Genomic DNA, 22,230 nt, shown 5'->3' on the forward strand with positions numbered 1-22,230 from the left:
GATCGTTATAGTTTACAGGCACTGCTAGGCGTCGTTACGCTGTGTTTTATAGCGCATGAATTGTTCCTGGTTATGATGCTTATCGGTAGAAATCTCAAGCAGTTTGGCAGTGTCGCCGGGGTGGAAAAAATCGGGTAGGAGAGTCCTCAGGCTTTCCAGTGTGTCGCACAGCTGATAGGCAAGGTTAGCATCCTGTGCAGTGTTTTTGGCGGTATACCCGTGGGGTGTCTCGAAGTAGGTCTCCAGTTCCGGTTGCTGACTTGATCCATCAATCATGCGAAAAATATGCCCACTGTCATTATTTAATAAGACAATACGCAGATTGGCCGGTATGGGCGCCGACCACAAGGCGTTACGGTCATAAAAAAAGGCAACGTCCCCAATCAGGAGCGTAACCAGTTTATCCGTTGCCAGAGCGGCTCCAACAGCCGTGCTCAGGCACCCGTCGATGCCACTGACGCCCCGATTCGAGTAAACGCTGATTTGCTGGGTTTCGCTCAGCCCGCACAGATTCGCGTACCGAACAGGCATGCTATTGGCCAAATGAAGAATTGACCCGTCCGGTAACTGTTCGAGGAGTTGCTGCGTTGCTGACCAGTCAGTCATCGGTTGATCGGGAGAACCGAGGGTTTTCTCGACAAGCTGAGCGCCAAGCCGGTCGGCTTGCTGCCAAAGAGAAAGAAATCCTTTAGCATCGGTGTCGTCATCGCCCTGTAAGAACCGCTGGTAATCGATATCCGCAAACAGCTTTACCAGAAACTGATACGGATCGGCGGGAATGAGCGTCGTCAGACTTTGAAAGGCATCTGTTATCCGATCAACGGTCGGTAGAATATGCCAGTGCCTTCGTGGTTGCACGTCGTTTAGGGAAGATTGACGAAAAAACGTTTTTAGGTTTCTGGTTAGAAAACCGCCCCCAATTGTAATCAGCAGATCGGGCCGTAATGCCTCCTTTTTAGCGCTATCTAACAGTGTTAGAAACGTATCGGTATGGGTTATAAACTCTTCGTTATGAGGCAGATTGCTGGTTATTTCCCCGACGATGGGAATGCCCAGCTCCTCGGTGAATTTCTGGAGCAGATTCAGTAAATCAGGATTCCGGTTCAGGTGTCCAATTGCGATAACTGTTCGTTCACTTTGATCCCACTCCTGTAAAAGGGCATGCCAGGTTTCGCTGGCCAGCACAGGCGATGCCGTCAGGGTATCAATGATACGTACCGGATCATAAGTAAAGGGCTCCGAGGCCGTTGGGTAGAAGGGTTCGCGAAGAGGTACGTTGAGATGGACTGGCCCAGCCGGTAGCAATCGACTCAGGTTAATGGCTTCGTTCAAGGAACGCTCAATAAACCAGCGGGCATCGGTATGGGAATAATCCGCTGGAAGATCATAGCTACGTTTAACGTGAGCGCCGAACAAGCCGACCTGATCGATTGTTTGGCCATCCTGCTGATGTAGCCATTCGTGGGGCCGATCGGCGGTCAGGAGTACCAGCGGCACCTGCTGAAAAAAGGCCTCCACCACCGCAGGGGCCAGATTGTACACGGCACTGCCTGACGTACAGATAATTCCCACGGGCGTTCGACTTTGCTGAGCGATACCCAGGGCTACAAACCCTGCTGATCGTTCATCGGCCATCACGCGAACGTGTAGATGCGGATGGCGGGCAACGGCTAATGTCAGGGGAGCGGAGCGTGAACCAGGGCACACGATGATATCTCGTATACCTTTTCGATAAAGAAGTTCAGCAATATTAACTATAGGTTGAAGAACAGGCATACAGATGCAGGCGGTTGGCAATGCAAACATAATCGCGAAAGTGCATGTCCGGCCGGGAATTGGTTTAGTATTTTCCGTTACTTTGCTAAAAAGAACGGAAAAGTGAGTTGGGCTTACATAAACGAAGCTGCTGCTCTGAACGTTATATACCAAACCGTTTTTAAAACCATCCCTGCTACATGAACCGTATCACGTTCGAGAACGAGGACGACATTCGGGTAAAATCCCTGGCTGGTGCCGTCATCATCAATGTGGTGATCGTGGCAATTCTGCTGTTGGTCCATCTCTCCCAAACGATTCCTAACCCACCCCCAATTCAGTTTGTGGAGGTCAACTTTGGCACGGATAACCGGGGGAGCGGCCGAATCCAAACCCATAATAAACCATCCCCATCACCGAATCCGGAGGAAGTGAAACCGGCTGAAAAACGGCCCAATCCGAAAGAAAATACCCCCCTAGGGTGGAGCGAACGCGGGTAACGCCCAGCCCCAAAGTGGAGGATGCGAAACCCGCTAAAGTAGCCACGGAAAAACCAATCATAGCCAGCAAAGCCGAAAGCCCGGTTACTACGCCGGAGCGCCCGGAACCTAAACGGGTCGAAGCTCCAAAAGCGACAGCCCCGGTTGAGAAACCAGCCCCTCCGGCACCGGTTAAAAAGGTGGAAACAGTCAATAATGATGCACTTTTTAAGAAATCGTCGGGCGGGGGGGCTCGAACGGCACCATAGGTAAAGCCTCCGGCACCGGAGGCAATAGCAACGGGGATGATGCTAACGGGGTTGGTGACAAAGGAAATCCTAATGGCAAGGTGAATGCAAAGGAATTTTATGGTACACCTGGCGGAGCCGCAACGGGGGTGAACTTCGACGTATCAGGCTGGTCGCTGGCAAGTCGGCCGAGTGTGAATGATGATTCAGATGAAACGGGTAAGATTGTTTTTAAGATTACCGTAGATGGTGATGGCGAAATTATAAGCGTCCGGACCCAGCAGACAACGGTGAGCCCATCGGTTGTCGAGGTCTATCGAAAAGCCGTGCAACGACTCCGCCTTCGACCAAAAGGAGGAGCCACACCGCCAACGGCCACCGGAACCATTTCATTCATCATTACCTCCAAGTAAATGCAGTACCCGGAAGCGATTGACTACTTGTATAGTCGGCTCCCTGTTTTTCACCGGATTGGTGCCAAAGCCATTAAGCCTGGTTTGGGCAATACGCTTGCTTTATGCGAAGCGCTGGGCAATCCGCAACATGCGTTTCGCAGCATTCATGTTGCAGGAACCAACGGGAAGGGAAGTACATCGCACATGCTGGCCGCTGTGTATCAGTCGGCCGGTTACCGGGTTGGGTTGTATACATCACCCCATCTGAAAGCATTTACCGAGCGCATTCGGCTGAACGGACGCCCTATACCCGAAGCTGAAGTAGCTGCGTTTGTGGACAGGCATAAGGGGTTGATCGAATCTGTTGAACCTTCGTTTTTTGAGGTTACTGTGGTCATGGCATTTGACTTCTTTGCGCGTCAATCCGTTGATGTCGCCATTATAGAAGTTGGATTGGGTGGCCGTCTGGATTCGACCAATGTCATCACACCACTAGCCTCCGTGATAACCAATATCGGGAATGATCATACAGATGTGCTGGGAGATACCCTTCCGCTGATTGCACGGGAAAAGGCCGGGATCATCAAAACAGGAATACCCGTTGTAATCAGTGAAACACAACCCGAAACGGCTCCTGTTTTTGACGAGATTGCAGCAACGCTTCAGGCACCGATTAGTTGGGCTGACCAACTCTATACCATTCAGGATAATGGGGTAGACAACAGCCTACGGCAAGCCGTTGTTTTGCAGCCAGGTAAACCTTCCCTGCGGATTTCTCTTGATTTACTGGGAAAGTATCAGTTGCATAACCTGGCGGCCGTGCTGGCAACTGTCGATGTATTACAGTCCATCTTTCCCGTTACTGTTGAGGCCAAACTGTGTGCCTTTGCTTCTGTTACGTCCCTGACCGGTCTGAAAGGTCGCTTTCAAACTTTGCAGCTACGTCCCCAAGTTATTGCCGATACCGCCCATAATCAGGCGGGGTTAAACGCCCTTTTTGAAACGGTTCAATCGCTCTCATTTGATACATTACGTCTTGTTGTCGGGATGGTGTCGGATAAAGATCGGGCAAAAGCACTGGCGATTCTGCCACCAACGGCCGTTTATTATTTCTGCCAGGCGCAAACTCCGCGGTCACTACCTGCCGCAGAGCTACAGCACGAAGCAGCCCGCATGGGTCGGATGGGTGAGTCTTTTATGGATGTCAATACTGCTCTGGATGCTGCGCTGCAAGATGCTTCGCCAGCCGATTTAATTCTAATTACAGGTAGTAATTACATCATTGCCGAATTAACTGAATTGTAGTACTGTGACGCGTCGTAAAACTCACCGCTTTCTGCAAAATGCCGAGAGTACGAATGTTATTGAAGTAGGTAAACCCCTTTACAAAACCATACGAGGTCGTTGGCGGCAGGATTATTTTAAGAATGATCACAAGATTGTGCTGGAACTTGCCTGTGGTAAGGGGGAGTACACCGTTGGTCTTGCTCAGGCATTTCCCAATATTAATTTCATCGGCGTCGACATCAAAGGAGATCGTATTGCCCGAGGGTCTCAGACGGCTCAAAAGCTTGGATTAGAAAACGTAGCCTTTCTACGCACGGATATTAATTTCTTAACTGAATTTTTTGAGCTGGCTGAAGTCGATGAAATCTGGATTACGTTTCCAGATCCACAACCACGCCCACGCCAGGAGAAGCACCGATTGACCCACCCACGTTTCCTGGCGATCTACAAAAGCTTATTATCGCCCAACGGTACGCTTCATCTTAAAACTGATAGTCCTAGTTTGTTTGCTTATAGCCTCGAAAAAGTACGAGAGTTTGGTTTTGTGAATTTACAATTTACAACTGATCTTTACAATTCACAATTGAACGATATACATTTAGGAATAAAGACTAAATATGAGGCTATGTTTTACAATTTAGGATTCACAATTAACTATTTACAATGCAAAACGGGTGCGATTTAAGAAATCATCGCACCCGTTGTTAATTTTGTAAACTCACGAAATGTTGTTAATTTTTTTTATTTGGGAAATTAACAACATTGAATTATTTGAATAATTTTGTAATCAGGTCAGCAACGCGGCTTGAATACCCGAACTCATTATCATACCAGCCAACTACTTTTGCCAGCGTGCCGTTTACGGTTGTCAGCTTTGAATCAAAGATACACGAGTGAGGATTCCCTACGATGTCAATTGATACAATCTGGTCAGTAGTGTATTCCAGCAGACCTTTCAGTGTTGTTTCCGATGCTTCTTTCATCGCATTATTGATTTCTTCCGCCGTCGCCTGTTTCTTCAGGATAACCGTAAGATCCGTTAACGAACCATCGGGCGTTGGTACACGTAACGCATAACCATCCAGTTTGCCTTTTAACTGAGGTAGTACTAAACCAACTGCTTTAGCGGCTCCTGTTGATGTTGGTACAATCGATAAGGCAGCAGCACGAGCACGGCGTAGATCGGAGTGAGGAGCATCCTGCAGATTCTGATCAGCGGTGTAGGCGTGGATAGTAGTCATATATCCTTTTTCGATACCGAATACATCGTCCAGTACTTTTGCCATTGGCGCCAGGCAGTTTGTGGTGCAGGACGCATTTGAAACGATGGTTTCTTCACCGGTCAACGTATCGTCGTTTACGCCCAAAACAACGGTTGGAATATTACCTTTAGCAGGGGCAGAGATCACTACTTTTTTTGCACCGGCCGTTAGGTGCATACCTGCGCCGGCTTCATCCACGAAGCGCCCCGTTGATTCGAGAACGACGTCAACATTTAGTTCTTTCCAGGGTAGATTTTTTGGGTCCCGTTCGGCATATGCATTGATACGTTGTCCATTAACGGTCAAACTGTCGTTATCGGAAGCGACATCCCCTGCGAATTTGCCATGAACAGAATCGTATTTCAGTAGATGGGCTAAGGTTGCGTTATCGGTGAGATCATTTATAGCAACAACCTCAATGTTTTCTTTTTCAAGTAATCTTCTAAAGGATAATCGACCAATACGGCCAAATCCATTAATAGCAACGCGTATTTTTTCCATGAACAGAGAAAATTTGTTTGTTTTCGGTGCCAAATATACAGATTAATAATTGGTGAGAGGAAGTAATGAACGTTAGTAATTAGATGGAGTATTTTAGCAAATAGGTAATTCATCAGCAATCAAATTAGCAAAATAATAGTATTTTGTCAATATTCGTTAGCTTTTTGCTCGTTTTCCGCTAAATATTTGGCATTATTTCATAATATTGCTAATAATTAGTGCCATCTACTAAATAAATATAGTGTAGGAGAGATGTATTGCTAAAATACTAACTTCATTTTGCTAAATATTGTGTACTGAATTTTACTAACGTACATAGCCTATAATATAGTCTTCTTATATTTAATAGGAATTGAGTGATACTAATAACCCTAACTTGCTTTCCTCAACCAATGTGCTTTTTAAAAGCTCGCAGTAAATTGGATAACAAGCTTTAGGAATTATGAATGATAAATTCAGATAATCCCAGTATGAACTACCTGATTCTCCCGAGAGAGTATATTAATACCTTCTGTGCTATAATCCTATCCTTTACCAGCCGTGTTGACCCGATTGCCGTAGATTTAATAGCTATCTATGGTACAGAAGCTCTGGACTATCGTCTGTCAAATTCTGCCTGTTCATACGTAGACGGCTAGATGTTCCCAGTACGCTTAGCAGACATGATATTGTTATTTTAACGCGATTACAGCTTGTCACGTACTCTCATCATCTGCTACTAATAAAACTCTTAAACTTCCTAGGTGGGGGTGAGGGCTCAAGTTCAGTAGGGCGAACGACGCGTATTACGAATTGGACTCAAGTATTAACCGGAAAAACGACACAAACTATTTTTAGCTCCAACTTTCTAAACTTCTGAAAAAAGGTTTATCAAACGGCCTAATGATCCGGTTGCTTACATAAAGATCCACGCTCTACTTTTTGCCTTTAAAATATTTACACCCCTATATTTCAACTATACACGTCGAATGATTACCTTTGAGTTAAGGAAGTACCTAATCGGGTGGCCTAAGACACACAACAAAATATTATTTGGCTTAAATAGTTAACCAAATAAAAATCAAATAGTTAAGATAGTTTATATCAACCTTTTCTTTACTTAAATGATCAGTGAAATTGAGAATTTGTGGTCCAATCGGGAGTTACTGAAAAAACCAGAGTCGTTAGAAATTGTTCGGGATGTTATTAATCAATTAGATAAGGGAATGCTCCGGGTAGCCACACCGCCCGATGATGAATCCGGGGAGTGGACTGTCAACGAATGGGTAAAAAAGGCTATTCTTCTTTTTTTGTTAGTCAACAGATGAAGGCAGAAGAAGTGGGAATTTTTACGTTTAACGATAAAATTCCTTTAAAAACTAATTTTGCTGAAGCGGGCGTACGCGCCGTTCCACCAGCCGTAGCCCGTTACGGATCTTACCAGGCACCGGGAGTAATCCTAATGCCATCGTACGTCAACATTGGCGCATATGTAGATGAACGAACCATGGTCGACACCTGGGCGACTGTTGGCAGTTGTGCGCAAATTGGTAAAGACGTTCATCTAAGTGGGGGAGTAGGCATTGGTGGCGTACTGGAGCCACCCCAAGCAGCTCCTGTCATTATTGAAGATGGAGCCTTTATTGGTTCTCGCTGTATCGTTGTGGAGGGTGCCCGGATTGGCAAACGGGCAGTTTTAGGGGCCGGGGTTACTATAACCGGGTCCTCCAAGATAATAGACGTTACCGGTACTCAGCCGATTGAATATAAAGGATTCGTTCCTGCTAATTCCGTCGTGATTCCAGGAAGCTATGCTAAACAATTCCCAGCTGGCGAATACCACGTTCCCTGCGCGATTATTATTGGCCAGAGGAAACCAACTACGGATTTGAAAACTTCCCTGAATGACGCACTACGTGAAAATAATGTGTCTGTTTAGTTGTACACACGTAGACTTGTCAATTAACACACATTTGTATGATTTATAAATGTGTGTTTACCAAGATCAATATACAAGTTTTATATTAACAACGCCACATTATACAATTGTGTGGCGTTGTTTTTGTTTATATACAATTTACCAGTATAGTATATGTAAATGATTTACGTTTATATTTGTTGCGTTAAACATTATACAATAAATCGTATGAGCATAAATGATAAAATTAAACAGATCCTCATCGACAAAAATTTTACCCCGTCCTATTTTGCTGATGAGATTGGTGTTCAACGCTCGAGTATATCGCACATTTTATCTGGACGTAATCGCCCCAGCTTTGATATTATACAGAAAATAATTCGTCGGTTTCCAGAACTAGGCTATGATTGGATTATGGAAGAAGATAATCAGACAGGTGGTGCCACGTCAATGCATCACAGTTATTCGAATCGGGGCAATGCGTCGCGTTTAAACTCTGATCGCTATAAATCGCCGGAATCTCTACAACTTTCCTACGCACAACCGGCTACCAACATCCGCAGTCAACGTAACGAGATACCACCCATATCACCATCAGCACTTGCCTCCGCAGAACAGTCTATCGCTTCGGTGGCTGACCAGCAACCAACTTCTACATCGGAAAAAAAGGTAGAACGAATACTCATTTTTTATACGGATGGCTCATTCAGAGAGTATACACCCACAGTATAGCCTAATCTTCATTGGTTGGGAAAGAACGACAAGTTCGTTCAATTAATGCTGGGGATTTTTGCCGTTCCATACGTATTACGTAATCTGCATTTACTCTTTTTAAAAATTGTAGCGAACTCAGAATAGATTGAGCGACTCGGTTTCTACTAAGATTTTACTATACGATGTTTTTCCCGGCTGTGTGTCCATTTATATAAATGACAATATCGATTCGCTAGTTGATTACTCTCTGGTTTAGAGAGTTTAACAGCCTAGGCTTGAATAGAGACAAGTTTTGGGGTTATCATTTATCATGCTCACTCTATAATTGATCAAACTTATGGCTAATCCCTTAAGCAAGATGTCATCACATTGCTACCATATATAGAGCCTGAATCGTCGGATCAGCTTGTAGCTTATCAATTTCGTAAACAGTACCAGAAAATCATCTTGAGTTTTTAAGACAAATATTGGCTCGTTAAAACTTAATAACTGATCACAGGAAATAATTTTCCTCATTTTTTCAGCTGAAAAACACCTATCAATACGTAAACGCTAAACAAAAAAAATGCGTTTTCTGCTTCAAATAAGCCCTTTCCGATCAATTCATCCTAACTATCTGTAAAGCAATGCTTTAGTGTTCCACGTGGATAACTTGTGAATAAGTGTGTGGATTAAATCGATTCTTTTGTTATATAATTTATATTATGTTAAGTAAAGTTTCAAATAAATAGGGTCGATACGTTTGTACCAACCCTATTTATTCTTTTTTAGCTAGTCACCTATTCCAGACAGGTGATCTTCTTTTCTTCGTACTGTTTGAGTATATTCTGCGTATTCGTCAGGTTTTCAACGAGATCTGGCTCTTCTTTTACTGCTTTTGCTTTTGTAAAATAAGGCAGAGCCTGCTTGAATTTCCCACACACTTTACCATCGGCTTCTTTACCGCTCTTGGCATACTCACTCATGTCCATCTTATCCACAGCGCGTTTTAACTCAACAGCTTCGTTGAACACAAAAACACCCATGTTATAGTTGGCATCGTAATTATTCGGATCAACCGCCAAGGCTTTCTCCAGATATTGCTTTTCCAACGCTTTGGTTTCCGATTTCTTCTGTTTGAGTTCAGCCAGTTTCTTTTCGGAGTCTGCCGATGCCGATGCACCTGCAGCAGCTTCTTTGGCAGCTGCTTCCAGTTTGGCTACTTCCGCTTTTTGCTCAACGACTTTTTTCTGAACATCTCCCAACTGACGCTTCAGCTCGGCGGCATTCTTCGGTTGCTTTTTAATAGCAGCACTCAACCGGGCAACTTCACTGTTATACGTATCCAGAATGCTTTTACCATCGGCTAATTGCTTGGCCGAGTTACCGCCTTTCTTTGTTTCGCTTTCCAGTTTACGAATTTCTTCGTCGCCTTTACTGGCAATGTTATTATAGACGATAGACAGGTTTACCAGGTTCTGAACATTGTTCGGATCTTTTTCAACCATCTGCTTCATACCAGAAATGGCCTCATCCATCCGATTCGTCGTCAGCATGATATTGATTTTCTCATTAGCCAGGTCCTTGTTACCGGGTGCCAAGGCGATTCCTTTATCCAGAGCGGCCAGTGCTTTATCAACTTCATTGTCGGCCCGGTACAACATTGCCAACGAACCATAGATAGCTGCGTCTTTACCACCGCCAGAAATATACTTTTCCAGTTGGGTTTTAGCTGTCGCATTGTCCTTCACCTGTTGAGCGGCAATAGCCGTGTAAAGCGGAGCCAGTGTATCCTTTGGATTAATGTCCCCAGCCATGGACATTGCCTTAATGGCGTCCGGATAGTTTTTAGCCTGGAATTTAGCTACCCCCTGCTGCATAAAGGCGGTATACATATTAGGGCTTTTCATAGCCTCTTCCGCTTCCTTCGCCAGCTTGCCAGGACCACCTTTTTTATCCTTGTCAAGTTCAACAACTTTTTTGAAGGCATCATAAGAAGTCATAGCAGCCGCTGAGTCAAGCTTAATATTTCCACCCGCGGCAATGTTTTGATACAGTTTAGCACGGTCCATCCAGGTACTGGCTTTAGCCGAAGCCTTTGCGTCCGTAATATCCTTGTCGCTTTTCTCTTTGTCCTTTTTAAGCGCATCTGCGGCAGCAGCTTCTAAAGCGCCCCCACCTTGCTGCGCCCGCACACCCGCCGACAGGCAACATGCCACAAGGACTAAATAAATAGGTTTCATGTGTAAATTGGGTTGTGTTTATTAATTCAGAAACGAAAGTACGGAATCTGTCTGTATAAGCATGAACGACTTTAAATTGTTTGAGCCGCTAAGCTGATAAATTATCAACTAAGCGGCTCAATTTACTTGCTATCAGGCCCGTTAATCAGCCGTTTCTGCTTCGGCTGGTACACTTTCTTCGCCTTCCTCCTGCTTAATCTTCGTCACCGACGATATTTCATCGCCATCCCGCAGGCTAATCAATCGGACGCCCTGGGTATTCCGGCCAATGACGCTGATCTCACTAACTGGCGTACGAATGGCGATACCCGATTTATTGATAATCATCAAGTCATCGTTGTCGGCTGCGTCCAGAATAGCCACCAGACGGCCTACTTTTTCGGTTACTTTCAACGTACCCACGCCTTTAGCGCCCCGGTTAGTAATCCGGTAACCATCAATCTCTGAGCGTTTTCCGTACCCTTTCTCCGAAACAACCAGCAACTGTGCATCAGGCGAAGCAATACAAATCATACCAATCACATGATCGGTTGGGTCGTCCTCATCAAGCGAGATGCCGCGTACACCAGCCGCTGTACGTCCCATGGGCCGAACCCGGCTTTCGTGGAATCGTACCGCTTTTCCGGCACTCGAAGCAATGACAATATCATTATCGCCATTGGTCATGCAAACCCCGATCAGTTGATCGCCCTCGTCGATGGTAATGGCAATAATACCACTCTGCCGCGGACGTGAGAAGGCTTCGAGCATCGTTTTCTTGATGGTGCCCTGACGCGTACACATTACGAGGTAGTTATTATTGATATAATCCTCGTTCTTCAGATCCGTTACGTTAATAACGGCCCGAACTTTGTCATCGGACTCGATATTGATGAAATTTGCCAGCGGCCGACCTTTTGCCGTCCGCGTCCCTTCCGGCAGTTCATACACCGGCAGCCAGTACAAACGTCCTTTCTGGGTAAACGCCAGCAGGGTGTTGTGCATCGTGGCTGTAAACAGATGCTCGGTGAAGTCTTCCTCTTTGGTCGAAACGGCCTTTGCGCCCACTCCTCCCCGCCCCTGCGAACGGTATTCGGTGGTCGGTGTCCGTTTGATATAGCCTTCGTGTGAAATGGTAATCACCATATCCTCGTCGGCAATCAACGACAAATCGCTGATGTTTCCGTCGCCTAGTGCATTGATCTGCGTCCGGCGCTCATCTCCGTAGCGGGCGCGAATGTCAATCAGTTCCTCTTTAATGACCTGCCGCTTACGCTCTTCGTTCGCCAGAATTTCACGCAGGTTATTGATTTCAACCATCAACTCATCGTACTCCTGCTGTAGCTTATCGCGTTCCAGACCCGTCAGGCGCTGCAGACGCATTTCAAGAATCGCCTTCGCCTGTACGTCGCTTAAGGAGAACTGACTCATCAACCCTGTCCGGGCAACTTCCGGGTCACGCGACGAACGGATCAGGTTGATCACCGCATCGATATTATCCAGCGCAATCAGCAACCCTTCCAGAATATGCGCCCGCTTTTCGGCTTCGCGCAACTCATACTGGGTACGACGGGTAACCACTTCGAACCGATGCTCGACGTAGTATTTCATCATATCCTTCAGGTTCAACAGCATCGGACGCCCTTTCACAAGCGCTACGTTGTTGATACTGAACGAGGACTGTAGGGCCGTGTGCTTGTAAAGGTTGTTCAGAACGACGTTCGCAATGGCGTCTTTACGCAGATCATACACAACCCGTAACCCATCACGGTCCGACTCATCCCGGAATGCCGAAATACCTTCGATCTTTTTCTCGTTGATGAGCTCGGCTGTTTTTTCGAGCATGACCGCTTTGTTGACCATGTACGGTACGTCCGTTACAATGATCTGGGTTTTGCCCCTGTTCTCTTCGATGGTGGCATTAGCCCGCATCACAACGCGCCCCCGGCCGGTTTTAAACGCCGACTTTACCCCTTCCATACCATAGATGGTAGCACCGGTCGGGAAATCGGGCGCTTTGACGTACTGCATCAGTTCCTCAACAGTAATGTCATTATTGTCCAGATAAGCGATGATCCCATCCACCACTTCCGTCAGGTTGTGGGGAGCCATATTGGTAGCCATACCCACAGCAATACCCGACGATCCGTTGAGCAACAGGTTCGGCAATTTGGCCGGCATGACCGTCGGCTCCTGGAGCGAATCATCGAAATTAGGTTGAAAATCAACCGTTTCTTTATAGATATCCGTCAGCAATTCGTCAGCAATGCGCTTTAAGCGCGCTTCGGTATACCGCATAGCCGCTGGCGAATCCCCATCGATTGAACCAAAGTTACCCTGGCCATCAACGAGTGGATACCGCAATGACCAATCCTGGGCCATACGTACCATGGTATCGTAAACCGATGAATCGCCGTGCGGGTGGTATTTACCCAATACTTCCCCAACGATACGAGCCGATTTCTTGTGCGGCTTGTTATAATTAACTCCCAATTCGGCCATTCCGAACAACACCCGACGGTGAACCGGTTTCAGGCCGTCGCGCACGTCGGGCAGGGCCCGCGAGATAATAACCGACATTGAATAATCAATGTAGGCGCCACGCATTTCGTCCTCAATGTTAATGGGAATGATGTTACTGGGAGATTCGAGGTCGGGATTTTGTTCCGCCATGTGTTAAAGGAGTTTCACAGAAAATTACTATTCAGATCAACGTAGTAAACGCAGATCCCTCTATACACAAATATACAAAATTTTCAGGAGAAAACAGAAATAATGCCGTAAATAAGCACCAAAATGCGCTAGAATAGTGATATTTCCAGCCTGACGAACGCGTTCTATTCATCAAATCCGGCAATGCTATCATCTAAATGAAATACAATTCTATTTCAACTAAAACCCAAACCGTTTGCTGGAGTCTGGATCTTATGTTTTGATCCGTGGATCGAACACGAATGGCTCTGTGCCTACTAACGTAATGCACCGAAAATCAGGATGCGCCGGGTTAAACAGGTAATTCCATTCATTACCGATAATCGCTGAAGGCACTTTTACGACCGCCGACCGGCCACTTCGCAGCCACTCCCCTCCTATTCGCTGACAGGCATCATACTGCTGAAAATCAAACCAGTTTGTCGGCAGCATATCTGTACCGATCACCTCAATACGCAGATCATCCGGGACCTCGATAACCATAACCCGGAATGTATCCTGTAACCCCTCCCCGCTCCGGTGTACTACGTTCTCCAGACAGGCAAGGGCTCGGGTGGCCGCGGTATAGATCACAAACTCTCCTCGCTGATTCCAGCGGGCAGCTCCCCCTGAAGCAACCAGACGGTCGGCATAAATTGCTTTTGTGATACGGTACACAAGCATCAGGCCAGGTCGCCGTATTCAATACGGATCACTTCGTCCATAATCAGGTCAATACCGCCCGAGGTATGCAATAAGTCGAACGGAATCTGGTTGCCTAAGCCATAGGCCGGTTTGTCCATCCAGCGCCGAAATGAATCGGCTGACCCAAATACCGACTCGCCCGTTTGAAACAGCGCCATGATTTTAAGCACCTTCTCGCTATCCTGCGGATTCAGTCGCTTCTGTTCCCGCTCATATCGCTGAAATGTCTTTAATGATGTATCAAATACCTCGGCCAACTGTTCCCGTTTATAGCCCGTCAGGTCAGCAATCTCGAAAAAGCGGGTAGCCGGTACGCCTTTTAAGGCGGAAAAAACCAGTGCCGTGCGATCGGAATGAATCATACAACAAACGTAGGAATTTTGTCTAATAAACACAGAATTTTGTCTAAAAATTCAGACGATGCCGTCGATTCAAAACCTAATGGCCGCTTAAACGTTGTTATTACGTTAATGAGTTACCAAACAAAACTACGTTATGAAAAAGATAAGTTTAGCCATACTGCTCGCCGTGAGCACCCTGAGTTTCCAGGCTTGCAGCAGTAAGAAGACAGAGACCGCGGACAGCGTTGAAAACGCGGATAGTTCCAACGAAGCCAAAGAGGATTTGGGCACGGGTCAGAATGACGACACGAATGAGTTTGCCGTAAAAGCTGCCAATGGGGGTATGCTGGAAGTAGAACTGGGCCGAATGGCTGAAGAAAAAGCCGTAAGCAAAGACGTTAAAGAATTTGGGGCTATGATGGTTAAAGACCACTCAAAAGCAAACGATGAGCTTAAAACGATAGCGGCTGCCCACAATATTACTCTACCCTCCACCCTGGGCGAGGACGAACAAAAACACGTGAACGATATGGCGAAATTGTCGGGCGCTGATTTTGATAAGAAGTATGTCAGCATGATGGTCGATGACCACAAGGAAGACATCGACTTATTTAAAAAGACAGCTGAAGACGACAAAACAAATCCGGCCGTCAAAGATTTCGCATCGAAAACACTGCCTACGCTTCAAAAGCATATGGATGCTATCAATGCCATCGATAAGAAAATGAAGTAGTGCCTTAATTCCGAATCAGTGAGTGATTGCTTTAATTACTCACTGATTCGATTTGACTGATCGTATGAAAACGCGGGATTTTATAGTCGCTCTGACCTTAACAGCTGGCCTTATGCAGGCAGGTTGGGCGCAATCAACAACGGGCTCAAGGAGTGGTGGATCAACTGCTTCAACCGGAACCGGCTATCTGACCGAAGGAAAACGACCTGCCACAAGCAGTGCGCAGAGTATGACCATTGCCGACGAAGGTTCTTCCCGTGATTATATGTACGTACCGCCTGCCTCGACGCCCAAAAATAGAGCAGCCTCACCAGATGGGTCCGCGACTACTGGTTCAGCAACGACCATCCAAACACAGGCTACTCAGCCAAAATCGGGTACGAAGGCCTCTACTCCGAAACGTAGTTCATCTCCCCAATAAATACGTTATTTATACGTACCGGCATCAATGATCTGTATCAGCCGCCGGTTCAGCGTCTTATCCGTCTTCTCGTCAAATACCCCATAATACTCTTCTAGGGTAGCATCGTGACGCATCAGTGTATCTTTGATTTCAACAAATGCCCGCGCATTCAGGTACTCGATGTACAACCAATCTTCTTTTTTCAACAAGCTAAACAGGTCCTTGATGGTCAGGTCGCCATTCTTTTTGGAAGCTGGTCCATTTAATCGAGCGTTGATGACTCGATAGAGAAGATCTCTGGTGTTGATGGTAAGACTCAGCCCCTTCAGCTTGATATCCGACAGGCAATCGATAAACGTATTTCGGCGGGCCGTTTCCTTCTGAACGGTATCAGCCAGGGCTAGCAAATCATCAAACGACAGTAAGCGAATATGTTGGGAGAATGTCATGCAATCAGGTGGGAGTAATGCAACTAGTGCCTTTTTATAGAACAATAATAGCAAATATCCGCTAAGTATCCATTTCGCCTGATTTGCTTAATAAGTGATAGTAAAAAGATAGGTACAAACGCGCAAATTCAAAATTTCTTGTTGATAATCAATTTGTTACATAAACCGACAGCACCCTATATTATTCATATAAAATACAGCAATAATAACAATAGACTACTCGGCGAACGATTCAGTAAAAAGTATAGAAGACGGTTCTGTCGATATCGTATGACTGTCGATGAATTAATCAACTACTAAACGATAAAATTTATAGAACGCACCAGCGACTACGTACTGTTTTGTGTTCCTACATCGGACCAAGCTTAGTTAGTCGCACGTTTTACGTCGAATAAGTAAAAATCCTCCCGCGTAATTGCCCCCTCGAATGCTTTAGCACAGGTAAATAAATAAACCCCGTCGGCGGTACGTAGCGTATCAACCTGACCCTCTTTCGGTACCGGCAGAGCATGATAACCCATGACCAGTAAAGCAGGTTGGTGCGTTTTCTGAAAGTTTATGTACCGGGCATAGGTCACCGAATCTGGTTGGGCATTCAACGTATCATTCCAGTGTTTTTTATTGAACATGACAAAGGAACCGTATTCTTCAATATCAAGATAGAAGATAGGTTTTTGCGCATACCACCGTACCGACGTCAGCATATCCTGAAAGGCGCCGGCCAGTGAAATGTTTGCCGGATACTGTTTTTTGATATAATCGGCCACTTTTTCAGCATTCGAAAAGGGGTAACAGAGATCCCGATAATACGCATTGATGCCGGCTACCAGTTGAGTGATTAACACCAACAGGCCAAAATACCCGATCGACAATAGCCGCTTCGGCGCTGAGACGGTCCGGTTTCCCTGAATCCAGAAAGCCGCTACCAGCGCTAGTGTGTAATGCCCAAAATGCCGCAGGTTGCCACGTGGTTTTGTGTAGGTAAAGGCAAAAATAAAGAGCACGCAGGCGCACAGGATACTAAGCGCAACTTTATCCTTTGGCATAGAAAAGAAGGCCACTACAAGCAATGCCGTACCTATAATTAATTTCGGTAATGCTCCTAAAGGAACAGAAGAATAATTCCAGAAGTAGTATTCATCAAATCCTGTTATGGGCAAAAAACCGTGGGCGATGCCACTCAGGGCAAACAGTACCGTACCTGGATCGAATCTGGTTATCCAACCCGTTAGAAAACTGGAGTCGCCGGGAGGCACGGCAAGTGAGGACAGATAAATCCCCAGCAATATAATAAGTGCGGCTCCAATATGTCTGGCGGTCAACGGCCAGAGCGTTTTTGCCTGATATTCTTCCATCAGTAAACCAAGTGCCAGACCGAGCCCGATTAAAAACGCAAATGCATTCGCCTGAACTAACAAAAACAGCAGTACACTAATTGTCAACAGGTTTGTATGCGGATGCTTCCATAAAATACAAATCAGGCACATCAGCAGAATCCCGATCTGGTAATTACGGGTTATCGCGCCGTACTCATACAGAAAATAATAACTGAATAGAATGAGGATCTTTTCCAGCACCGAAAACGGACTGCGGAAAACAATTAGAGAGGCCGTTATCAGGACCAGAATCGTATGAAACACCTGGATGGCAACGGGATTGTTTACCAGTTGGGCGACGGGCCACACCAGGATAAACCAGAGCATGGGATGCCCCTCATAGCGGGTATTCTGAATCAGGTCGGCCCAGGTGTGGGCACTGGCAACTATACCCCAGGTCTGCAATTCATCACGCCACATTTCATGATGCCAAACCAGAATAACAAGGGCAGCACTGTAGACAAGAAATATAGTCCAGTTGGCTTGTTTCCGGTTGGTTTCAGTCATCGTCAGTGTGATTAGCTGCCGTAAGATAAAGATCCTGGCCTATCCTGCCCATTTTTTAACCGACTATTGACCGTATTTCTATCTACCGCACTCACATGAAAATTTCGTCCGTAATTTATTCCAGAAATAATATAAAGATTAGCGTAAAGCCGCCCAGTAGCCTCATTATCAATCATGATACGTTCATACCCAGCCAAGGTGGCATGCATGTAAAACAAAAAGCCCCGCTAAGTTTCCTCAGCGGGGCCTTCTATGTGTCTACCATTATTTCACTTCTTCATACGGTACGTCCGAAACGTTGTCGCCGGTTGGCTGACCTTGTCCGGGGTTGGCATTTCCACCATCGAACCCGGCACCGTCGGTTGGGTTAGCCCCCGCACCGTTGGTTGCGTTGTAGAGTTCCTGCGAAGCGGTTGACCAGGCTGCGTTCAGTGCTTCGAGCGCAGTATCGATAGCCGCTACGTCGCGGGAGCCGTGGGCAGTCCGCAGGTTAGCCAGTGCGCCTTCAATAGCCGTTCTGTTACCTTCCGACAGTTTGTCGCCGTAGTCTTTCAATTGCTTTTCCGTCTGGAAGATCATCGAGTCGGCCTGGTTGACTTTCTCAATTTTCTCACGTTCTGCTTTATCAGCAGCTTCGTTGGCTTTAGCTTCTTCACGCATCCGGTTGATCTCGGTTTCGGTCAGACCGCTCGACGCTTCAATCCGGATTTTTTGCTCTTTGCCCGTTCCTTTATCTTTAGCCGTTACGTGCAGAATACCGTTGGCATCTACGTCGAAGGTGACTTCGATCTGTGGAACACCACGTGGTGCTGGTGGAATATCGGACAGGATAAACCGGCCTAACTGACGGTTCTGAGCCGCCATAGGACGTTCACCCTGCAATACGTTGATTTCCACGCTTGGCTGGTTGTCAGAAGCTGTCGAATAAACTTCAACTTTCTTGCTTGGGATCGTCGTGTTGGCATCCACCATTTTGGTAAACACACCACCCATCGTTTCGATACCCAGCGAAAGTGGAATTACGTCAAGCAGCAGTACGTCTTTTACTTCACCGGTTAAGACACCACCCTGAATGGCAGCACCAATGGCTACAGCTTCATCGGGGTTAACGGCTTTGGACGGCTTTTTACCGAACAGCTTTTCAACTTCTTCCTGCACTTTCGGAATCCGGGTCGAACCGCCCACCAGAATGACTTCGTCGATCTGGCTTGCCGACAGTCCCGCATTTTTCAGCGCCCGACGGCAGGGTTCCAGACTCCGTTGAATCAGCGAATCGGCTAGTTGCTCGAATTTCGCCCGGCTCAATGTCCGCACCAAGTGTTTGGGTATCCCGTTCACCGGCATAATGTACGGCAGATTGATTTCCGTAGCATTTGAGCTGGATAGCTCAACTTTTGCTTTTTCGGCGGCTTCCTTCAGACGTTGCAGGGCCATTGGGTCCTGACGCAGGTCGATACCTTCGTCTTTCTTAAATTCGTCAGCAAGCCAGTTGATGATTACCTGGTCGAAGTCGTCACCACCCAGGTGCGTATCACCGTCGGTTGATTTCACTTCAAACACGCCATCGCCCAGTTCCAGAATCGAGATATCGAACGTACCGCCACCTAAGTCGAATACGGCAATTTTCTGATCGTGGTTGGTTTTGTCCAGACCGTATGCCAGGGCGGCCGCCGTTGGCTCGTTGATGATCCGTTTTACGTCGAGACCGGCAATCTGACCCGCTTCTTTGGTGGCCTGACGCTCAGCATCGTTGAAGTAAGCAGGAACCGTAATAACCGCTTCCGTTACGGTTTGGCCGAGGTAATCTTCGGCGGTCTGCTTCATTTTTTGCAGAATCAGAGCCGAAATTTCCTGCGGGGTATATTGACGGTCACCGATTTTAACGCGGGGCGTACCATTCGGACCGTTTTCAACGTCATAAGCGACGTTTTTAATTTCGTTCGTTACCTCGCCATAGCGTTTACCCATGAAACGTTTGATCGAGGAAATCGTATTTTTCGGGTTGGTGATGGCCTGGCGTTTAGCGGGTGCTCCCACTTTACGTTCGCCGTTGCCGTTGTCCATAAACGCGACCACCGACGGCGTCGTCCGTGCTCCTTCGGAGTTGGGGATCACGACCGGCTCGTTGCCTTCCATCACGGCCACGCACGAGTTCGTGGTGCCTAAGTCAATACCAATAATTTTTCCCATAACTTGGTTTAGTTTCTTTAGTTGGCTGTATATATACTGACAGACATGACCTATCTATCAATACAAATGCCAGTGGAGAAAAATGTTTAAGATGCTGTCAGATTGGCAGAACAAACTTTTTATAAGGGCCACATTGTCGCTTTCAGGTGATAGGCGATTCCAAACATGGCAGATATTCGTGGCTAGAGAACCCCTTTAAATGATCATCTTAATAGGAATCATCCAGGCTATCCAGATCCGTAAGTATTCGCTACTTGTTCTTTCCTTTTATACGTAACTGGCAACCTACCCTCGATTGCCGGTATCTGTTTTAAATGGATAGACGAACCTTTGTCCGTACGGGAGCCGCGTTTTGTATGCTTCCGACAATTCAGCAGGCTGCCCTCGCTCAGCTACAGAACGCAGCCCCACCCGGCAAACCTGCCTGGTTGATTACGTTGATTGATCTCAATGATCAACAGCTTACGTCCCTGCGAACCACGCAATTGAGCGATCCCGCACATCCGGCCTTTGGCGGCTTGAAAGATGGCGAGGATATTCCGAACCCCCAGTCGACGGCTGATTTTGTTCGGCGGGCAGCCTGTGCAGTTTCGTCTCCGGAATCCAGGTTCTATCAGGCGCCGGATTTACTGACTGAAATGGGCAATGCAATCCAATACCTGATTAAGGTTCAACATACGGATGGAACCATCGATTTACCCGCCACCAATTTCCACTCTACGCCCGATACTGGATTTATCGTCAAGCGCTTAACAACAGCCTATAGCTTAGTATCCCGCTCGAAACTGGCTGACCAGGAACGCTTGCTGAGTTCGCTGAAATTATTTTTACAGCGGGCCGGGGAAGCGCTGATTGCAGGCGGTATCCACACCCCAAATCATCGCTGGGTTGTGTCTGCGGCATTAACGAAACTGAATGGCCTCTGGCCCGATCCGCGTTACGTTGCCCGCATCGACCAGTGGCTGGCCGAGCACATCGATATGGACCAGGATGGGCAATACAACGAGCGAAGCACCCTGATTTATTCGCCCCTGACGAATCGCCTACTCATTACCATTGCCAAAGGGCTCAACAAACCATACCTGCTGGATTACGTCAGAAAGAACCTGATGATGACCCTTTACTACGTGCATCCGAATGGGGAGGTAGTTTCGGAAGCATCAGGACGCCAGGATAAGGCACTGGTAGGCACGCTGGAAGGCTATTATTATCCGTTCCGCTTTATGGCATTACAGGATAAAAACGGTGAAATGGCCGCCATGTGCCGCCTGATTGAAACATCCGTTCTGTCCAAAGCCGTTTATTATCTCGATTATTTACTGGATGATTCCACTTTATGGAACGAACTCCCGCCCAGCAAACCCCTCCTGACGAACTACGTAAAAGCATACCCAACCTCAGGACTGGTACGTATCCGACGCAACAACTGGGACAGTACAATCTTATCGGCCAATCCGGTCTGGCTTACGTTTCATAAAGGCAATGCCGTGTTGCAGGGCGTTCGTCTGGCCGCTTCATTTTTTGGCAAAGGCCAGTTTCAGACCGAACGGATTGTGCAACATAATGATCGATGGATATTGACCCAAACACTGGAAGGGCCTTATTATCAACCTTATCCACCCACTTCCATTCCCGAAGATGGGGATTGGGAGAAAATGCCCCGGTCGAATCGGAAGCAGAGCGAAATACAGCGACTCGCCAGTACAATTACCATTCGAGAGACTCCACGTGGCCTGGAAGCACAGATTCAGATGACTGGCACAGAGGGTGTCCCCGTAGCGCTGGAACTTATTTTCCGCCCCGGCGGTACGTTCGCGGGTGTCACCAGGCATCCGACCCGCTCGAATGCGTATCTTTTAGCCGATTCGGGCGCATACACGGTTCAGAATGACACGATTACGTTTGGGCCAGGAAATGCCCTTCATAAAGGTGTGCAACTGCGGGGCGCCCTGCCGGCTATGGATGTGCCTACTGTATACCTCACAGGTTTTACTCCCTTTGAGCATACAATAACCTTTTATTAAGTAGCGTATTCAGCCCTTTAAAACACAAACAAGGCAGACTTGCTTCAGTCTGCCTTGTTTGCTGGCTAATTG

The 22,230-nt window shown here is 46.9% G+C and carries 18 protein-coding genes and 1 pseudogene; 10 read left to right on the top strand and 9 right to left on the bottom strand.

Annotated elements, in window-relative coordinates:
- Positions 1 to 24: 24 nt before the first annotated feature.
- Positions 25 to 1,776: a 2-succinyl-5-enolpyruvyl-6-hydroxy-3-cyclohexene-1-carboxylic-acid synthase gene (gene menD, locus LN737_RS18975; protein WP_405511402.1), complete on the bottom strand. Its 1,752-nt coding sequence runs from the start codon at positions 1,774 to 1,776 to the stop codon at positions 25 to 27.
- 179 nt (positions 1,777 to 1,955) lie between these two features.
- Between menD and LN737_RS18980 the strand changes: the two genes are divergently transcribed.
- From LN737_RS18980 to trmB, 5 genes are all read left to right on the top strand, one after another.
- Positions 1,956 to 2,255 carry a hypothetical protein gene (locus LN737_RS18980; protein ID WP_405511403.1) on the top strand — a complete coding sequence of 100 codons (300 nt, stop codon included), beginning with the start codon at positions 1,956 to 1,958 and terminating at the stop codon, positions 2,253 to 2,255.
- Positions 2,237 to 2,503: a hypothetical protein gene (locus tag LN737_RS18985; protein WP_405511404.1), complete on the top strand. Its 267-nt coding sequence runs from the start codon at positions 2,237 to 2,239 to the stop codon at positions 2,501 to 2,503. The genes LN737_RS18980 and LN737_RS18985 overlap by 19 nt, the downstream gene beginning before the upstream one ends.
- Before the next feature lie 80 nt (positions 2,504 to 2,583).
- Positions 2,584 to 2,895 carry an energy transducer TonB gene (locus LN737_RS18990; RefSeq protein ID WP_405511405.1) on the top strand — a complete coding sequence of 104 codons (312 nt, stop codon included), beginning with the start codon at positions 2,584 to 2,586 and terminating at the stop codon, positions 2,893 to 2,895.
- Positions 2,896 to 4,182: a folylpolyglutamate synthase/dihydrofolate synthase family protein gene (locus LN737_RS18995; RefSeq protein ID WP_405511406.1), complete on the top strand. Its 1,287-nt coding sequence runs from the start codon at positions 2,896 to 2,898 to the stop codon at positions 4,180 to 4,182.
- A 4-nt stretch (positions 4,183 to 4,186) separates the two neighbouring features.
- Entirely contained in the window at positions 4,187 to 4,849 is a 663-nt protein-coding gene (gene trmB, locus LN737_RS19000; protein WP_405511407.1) for a tRNA (guanosine(46)-N7)-methyltransferase TrmB, read from the top strand.
- Between the two features lie 82 nt (positions 4,850 to 4,931).
- Here the strand turns inward: trmB and gap are convergent, their stop codons facing one another.
- Positions 4,932 to 5,927, bottom strand: coding sequence for a type I glyceraldehyde-3-phosphate dehydrogenase (gap, locus tag LN737_RS19005; protein WP_405511408.1), 996 nt, complete (start codon positions 5,925 to 5,927; stop codon positions 4,932 to 4,934).
- A 1,103-nt stretch (positions 5,928 to 7,030) separates the two neighbouring features.
- On the opposite strand from gap, the pseudogene LN737_RS19010 reads away from it, so the two are divergent.
- Positions 7,031 to 7,845: pseudogene (locus LN737_RS19010) on the top strand (2,3,4,5-tetrahydropyridine-2,6-dicarboxylate N-succinyltransferase).
- A 207-nt stretch (positions 7,846 to 8,052) separates the two neighbouring features.
- The gene (locus tag LN737_RS19015; protein ID WP_405511409.1) at positions 8,053 to 8,556 is read left to right on the top strand and encodes a helix-turn-helix transcriptional regulator; all 504 of its coding nucleotides are present in this window, start codon (positions 8,053 to 8,055) and stop codon (positions 8,554 to 8,556) included.
- A gap of 761 nt (positions 8,557 to 9,317) precedes the next feature.
- On the opposite strand, the gene LN737_RS19020 is transcribed toward LN737_RS19015, so the two are convergent.
- From LN737_RS19020 to LN737_RS19035, 4 genes are all read right to left on the bottom strand, one after another.
- A complete protein-coding gene (locus LN737_RS19020; protein ID WP_405511410.1) occupies positions 9,318 to 10,760 on the bottom strand; it encodes a lipopolysaccharide assembly protein LapB in 1,443 nt (480 codons plus the stop codon).
- Between the two features lie 141 nt (positions 10,761 to 10,901).
- A complete protein-coding gene (gene gyrA, locus LN737_RS19025) occupies positions 10,902 to 13,412 on the bottom strand; it encodes a DNA gyrase subunit A (protein WP_405511411.1) in 2,511 nt (836 codons plus the stop codon).
- 252 nt (positions 13,413 to 13,664) lie between these two features.
- Positions 13,665 to 14,114 (bottom strand): RES family NAD+ phosphorylase, encoded by a 450-nt coding sequence (locus LN737_RS19030; protein WP_405511412.1) that lies wholly within the window; start codon positions 14,112 to 14,114, stop codon positions 13,665 to 13,667.
- On the bottom strand, positions 14,114 to 14,497 hold the full coding sequence (locus LN737_RS19035) for an antitoxin Xre/MbcA/ParS toxin-binding domain-containing protein (RefSeq protein ID WP_405511413.1): 384 nt from the start codon (positions 14,495 to 14,497) through the stop codon (positions 14,114 to 14,116). Before LN737_RS19035 ends, LN737_RS19030 begins: the two co-directional genes overlap by 1 nt.
- A 133-nt stretch (positions 14,498 to 14,630) precedes the next feature.
- Here LN737_RS19035 and LN737_RS19040 point away from each other — a divergent pair, with 133 nt between their 5' ends.
- Together LN737_RS19040 and LN737_RS19045 are read left to right on the top strand one after the other, a co-directional pair.
- Complete coding sequence (locus tag LN737_RS19040; RefSeq protein ID WP_405511414.1) at positions 14,631 to 15,209, top strand: DUF4142 domain-containing protein; 579 nt, start codon at positions 14,631 to 14,633, stop codon at positions 15,207 to 15,209.
- Positions 15,210 to 15,273: 64 nt separating this feature from the next.
- Complete coding sequence (locus LN737_RS19045) at positions 15,274 to 15,630, top strand: hypothetical protein (protein WP_405511415.1); 357 nt, start codon at positions 15,274 to 15,276, stop codon at positions 15,628 to 15,630.
- Between the two features lie 5 nt (positions 15,631 to 15,635).
- Here the strand turns inward: LN737_RS19045 and LN737_RS19050 are convergent, their stop codons facing one another.
- The 3 genes from LN737_RS19050 to dnaK all read right to left on the bottom strand — a co-directional run bounded on the left by LN737_RS19050 (position 15,636) and on the right by dnaK (position 20,134).
- The gene (locus LN737_RS19050; RefSeq protein WP_405511416.1) at positions 15,636 to 16,061 is read right to left on the bottom strand and encodes a hypothetical protein; all 426 of its coding nucleotides are present in this window, start codon (positions 16,059 to 16,061) and stop codon (positions 15,636 to 15,638) included.
- 365 nt (positions 16,062 to 16,426) lie between these two features.
- Complete coding sequence (locus LN737_RS19055) at positions 16,427 to 17,944, bottom strand: hypothetical protein (RefSeq protein ID WP_405511417.1); 1,518 nt, start codon at positions 17,942 to 17,944, stop codon at positions 16,427 to 16,429.
- A gap of 264 nt (positions 17,945 to 18,208) precedes the next feature.
- Positions 18,209 to 20,134 (bottom strand): molecular chaperone DnaK, encoded by a 1,926-nt coding sequence (gene dnaK, locus LN737_RS19060; RefSeq protein WP_405511419.1) that lies wholly within the window; start codon positions 20,132 to 20,134, stop codon positions 18,209 to 18,211.
- A gap of 356 nt (positions 20,135 to 20,490) precedes the next feature.
- On the opposite strand from dnaK, the gene LN737_RS19065 reads away from it, so the two are divergent.
- Complete coding sequence (locus LN737_RS19065) at positions 20,491 to 22,158, top strand: hypothetical protein (protein WP_405511420.1); 1,668 nt, start codon at positions 20,491 to 20,493, stop codon at positions 22,156 to 22,158.
- Positions 22,159 to 22,230: the final 72 nt, after the last annotated feature.

Source organism: Spirosoma sp. KNUC1025 (genome assembly GCF_045160025.1).
Taxonomy (GTDB): domain Bacteria; phylum Bacteroidota; class Bacteroidia; order Cytophagales; family Spirosomataceae; genus Spirosoma.

Bases quoted from the DNA above. Each gene is read 5' to 3' on its own strand.
- menD (WP_405511402.1), bottom strand. From the start codon at position 1,776: ATGCCTGTTCTTCAACCTATAGTTAATATTGCTGAACTTCTTTATCGA.
- LN737_RS18980 (WP_405511403.1), top strand. From the start codon at position 1,956: ATGAACCGTATCACGTTCGAGAACGAGGACGACATTCGGGTAAAATCC.
- LN737_RS18995 (WP_405511406.1), top strand. From the start codon at position 2,896: ATGCAGTACCCGGAAGCGATTGACTACTTGTATAGTCGGCTCCCTGTT.
- gap (WP_405511408.1), bottom strand. From the start codon at position 5,927: ATGGAAAAAATACGCGTTGCTATTAATGGATTTGGCCGTATTGGTCGA.
- LN737_RS19015 (WP_405511409.1), top strand. From the start codon at position 8,053: ATGAGCATAAATGATAAAATTAAACAGATCCTCATCGACAAAAATTTT.
- LN737_RS19020 (WP_405511410.1), bottom strand. From the start codon at position 10,760: ATGAAACCTATTTATTTAGTCCTTGTGGCATGTTGCCTGTCGGCGGGT.
- gyrA (WP_405511411.1), bottom strand. From the start codon at position 13,412: ATGGCGGAACAAAATCCCGACCTCGAATCTCCCAGTAACATCATTCCC.
- LN737_RS19030 (WP_405511412.1), bottom strand. From the start codon at position 14,114: ATGCTTGTGTACCGTATCACAAAAGCAATTTATGCCGACCGTCTGGTT.
- LN737_RS19035 (WP_405511413.1), bottom strand. From the start codon at position 14,497: ATGATTCATTCCGATCGCACGGCACTGGTTTTTTCCGCCTTAAAAGGC.
- LN737_RS19040 (WP_405511414.1), top strand. From the start codon at position 14,631: ATGAAAAAGATAAGTTTAGCCATACTGCTCGCCGTGAGCACCCTGAGT.
- LN737_RS19045 (WP_405511415.1), top strand. From the start codon at position 15,274: ATGAAAACGCGGGATTTTATAGTCGCTCTGACCTTAACAGCTGGCCTT.
- LN737_RS19050 (WP_405511416.1), bottom strand. From the start codon at position 16,061: ATGACATTCTCCCAACATATTCGCTTACTGTCGTTTGATGATTTGCTA.
- LN737_RS19055 (WP_405511417.1), bottom strand. From the start codon at position 17,944: ATGACTGAAACCAACCGGAAACAAGCCAACTGGACTATATTTCTTGTC.
- dnaK (WP_405511419.1), bottom strand. From the start codon at position 20,134: ATGGGAAAAATTATTGGTATTGACTTAGGCACCACGAACTCGTGCGTG.
- LN737_RS19065 (WP_405511420.1), top strand. From the start codon at position 20,491: ATGCTTCCGACAATTCAGCAGGCTGCCCTCGCTCAGCTACAGAACGCA.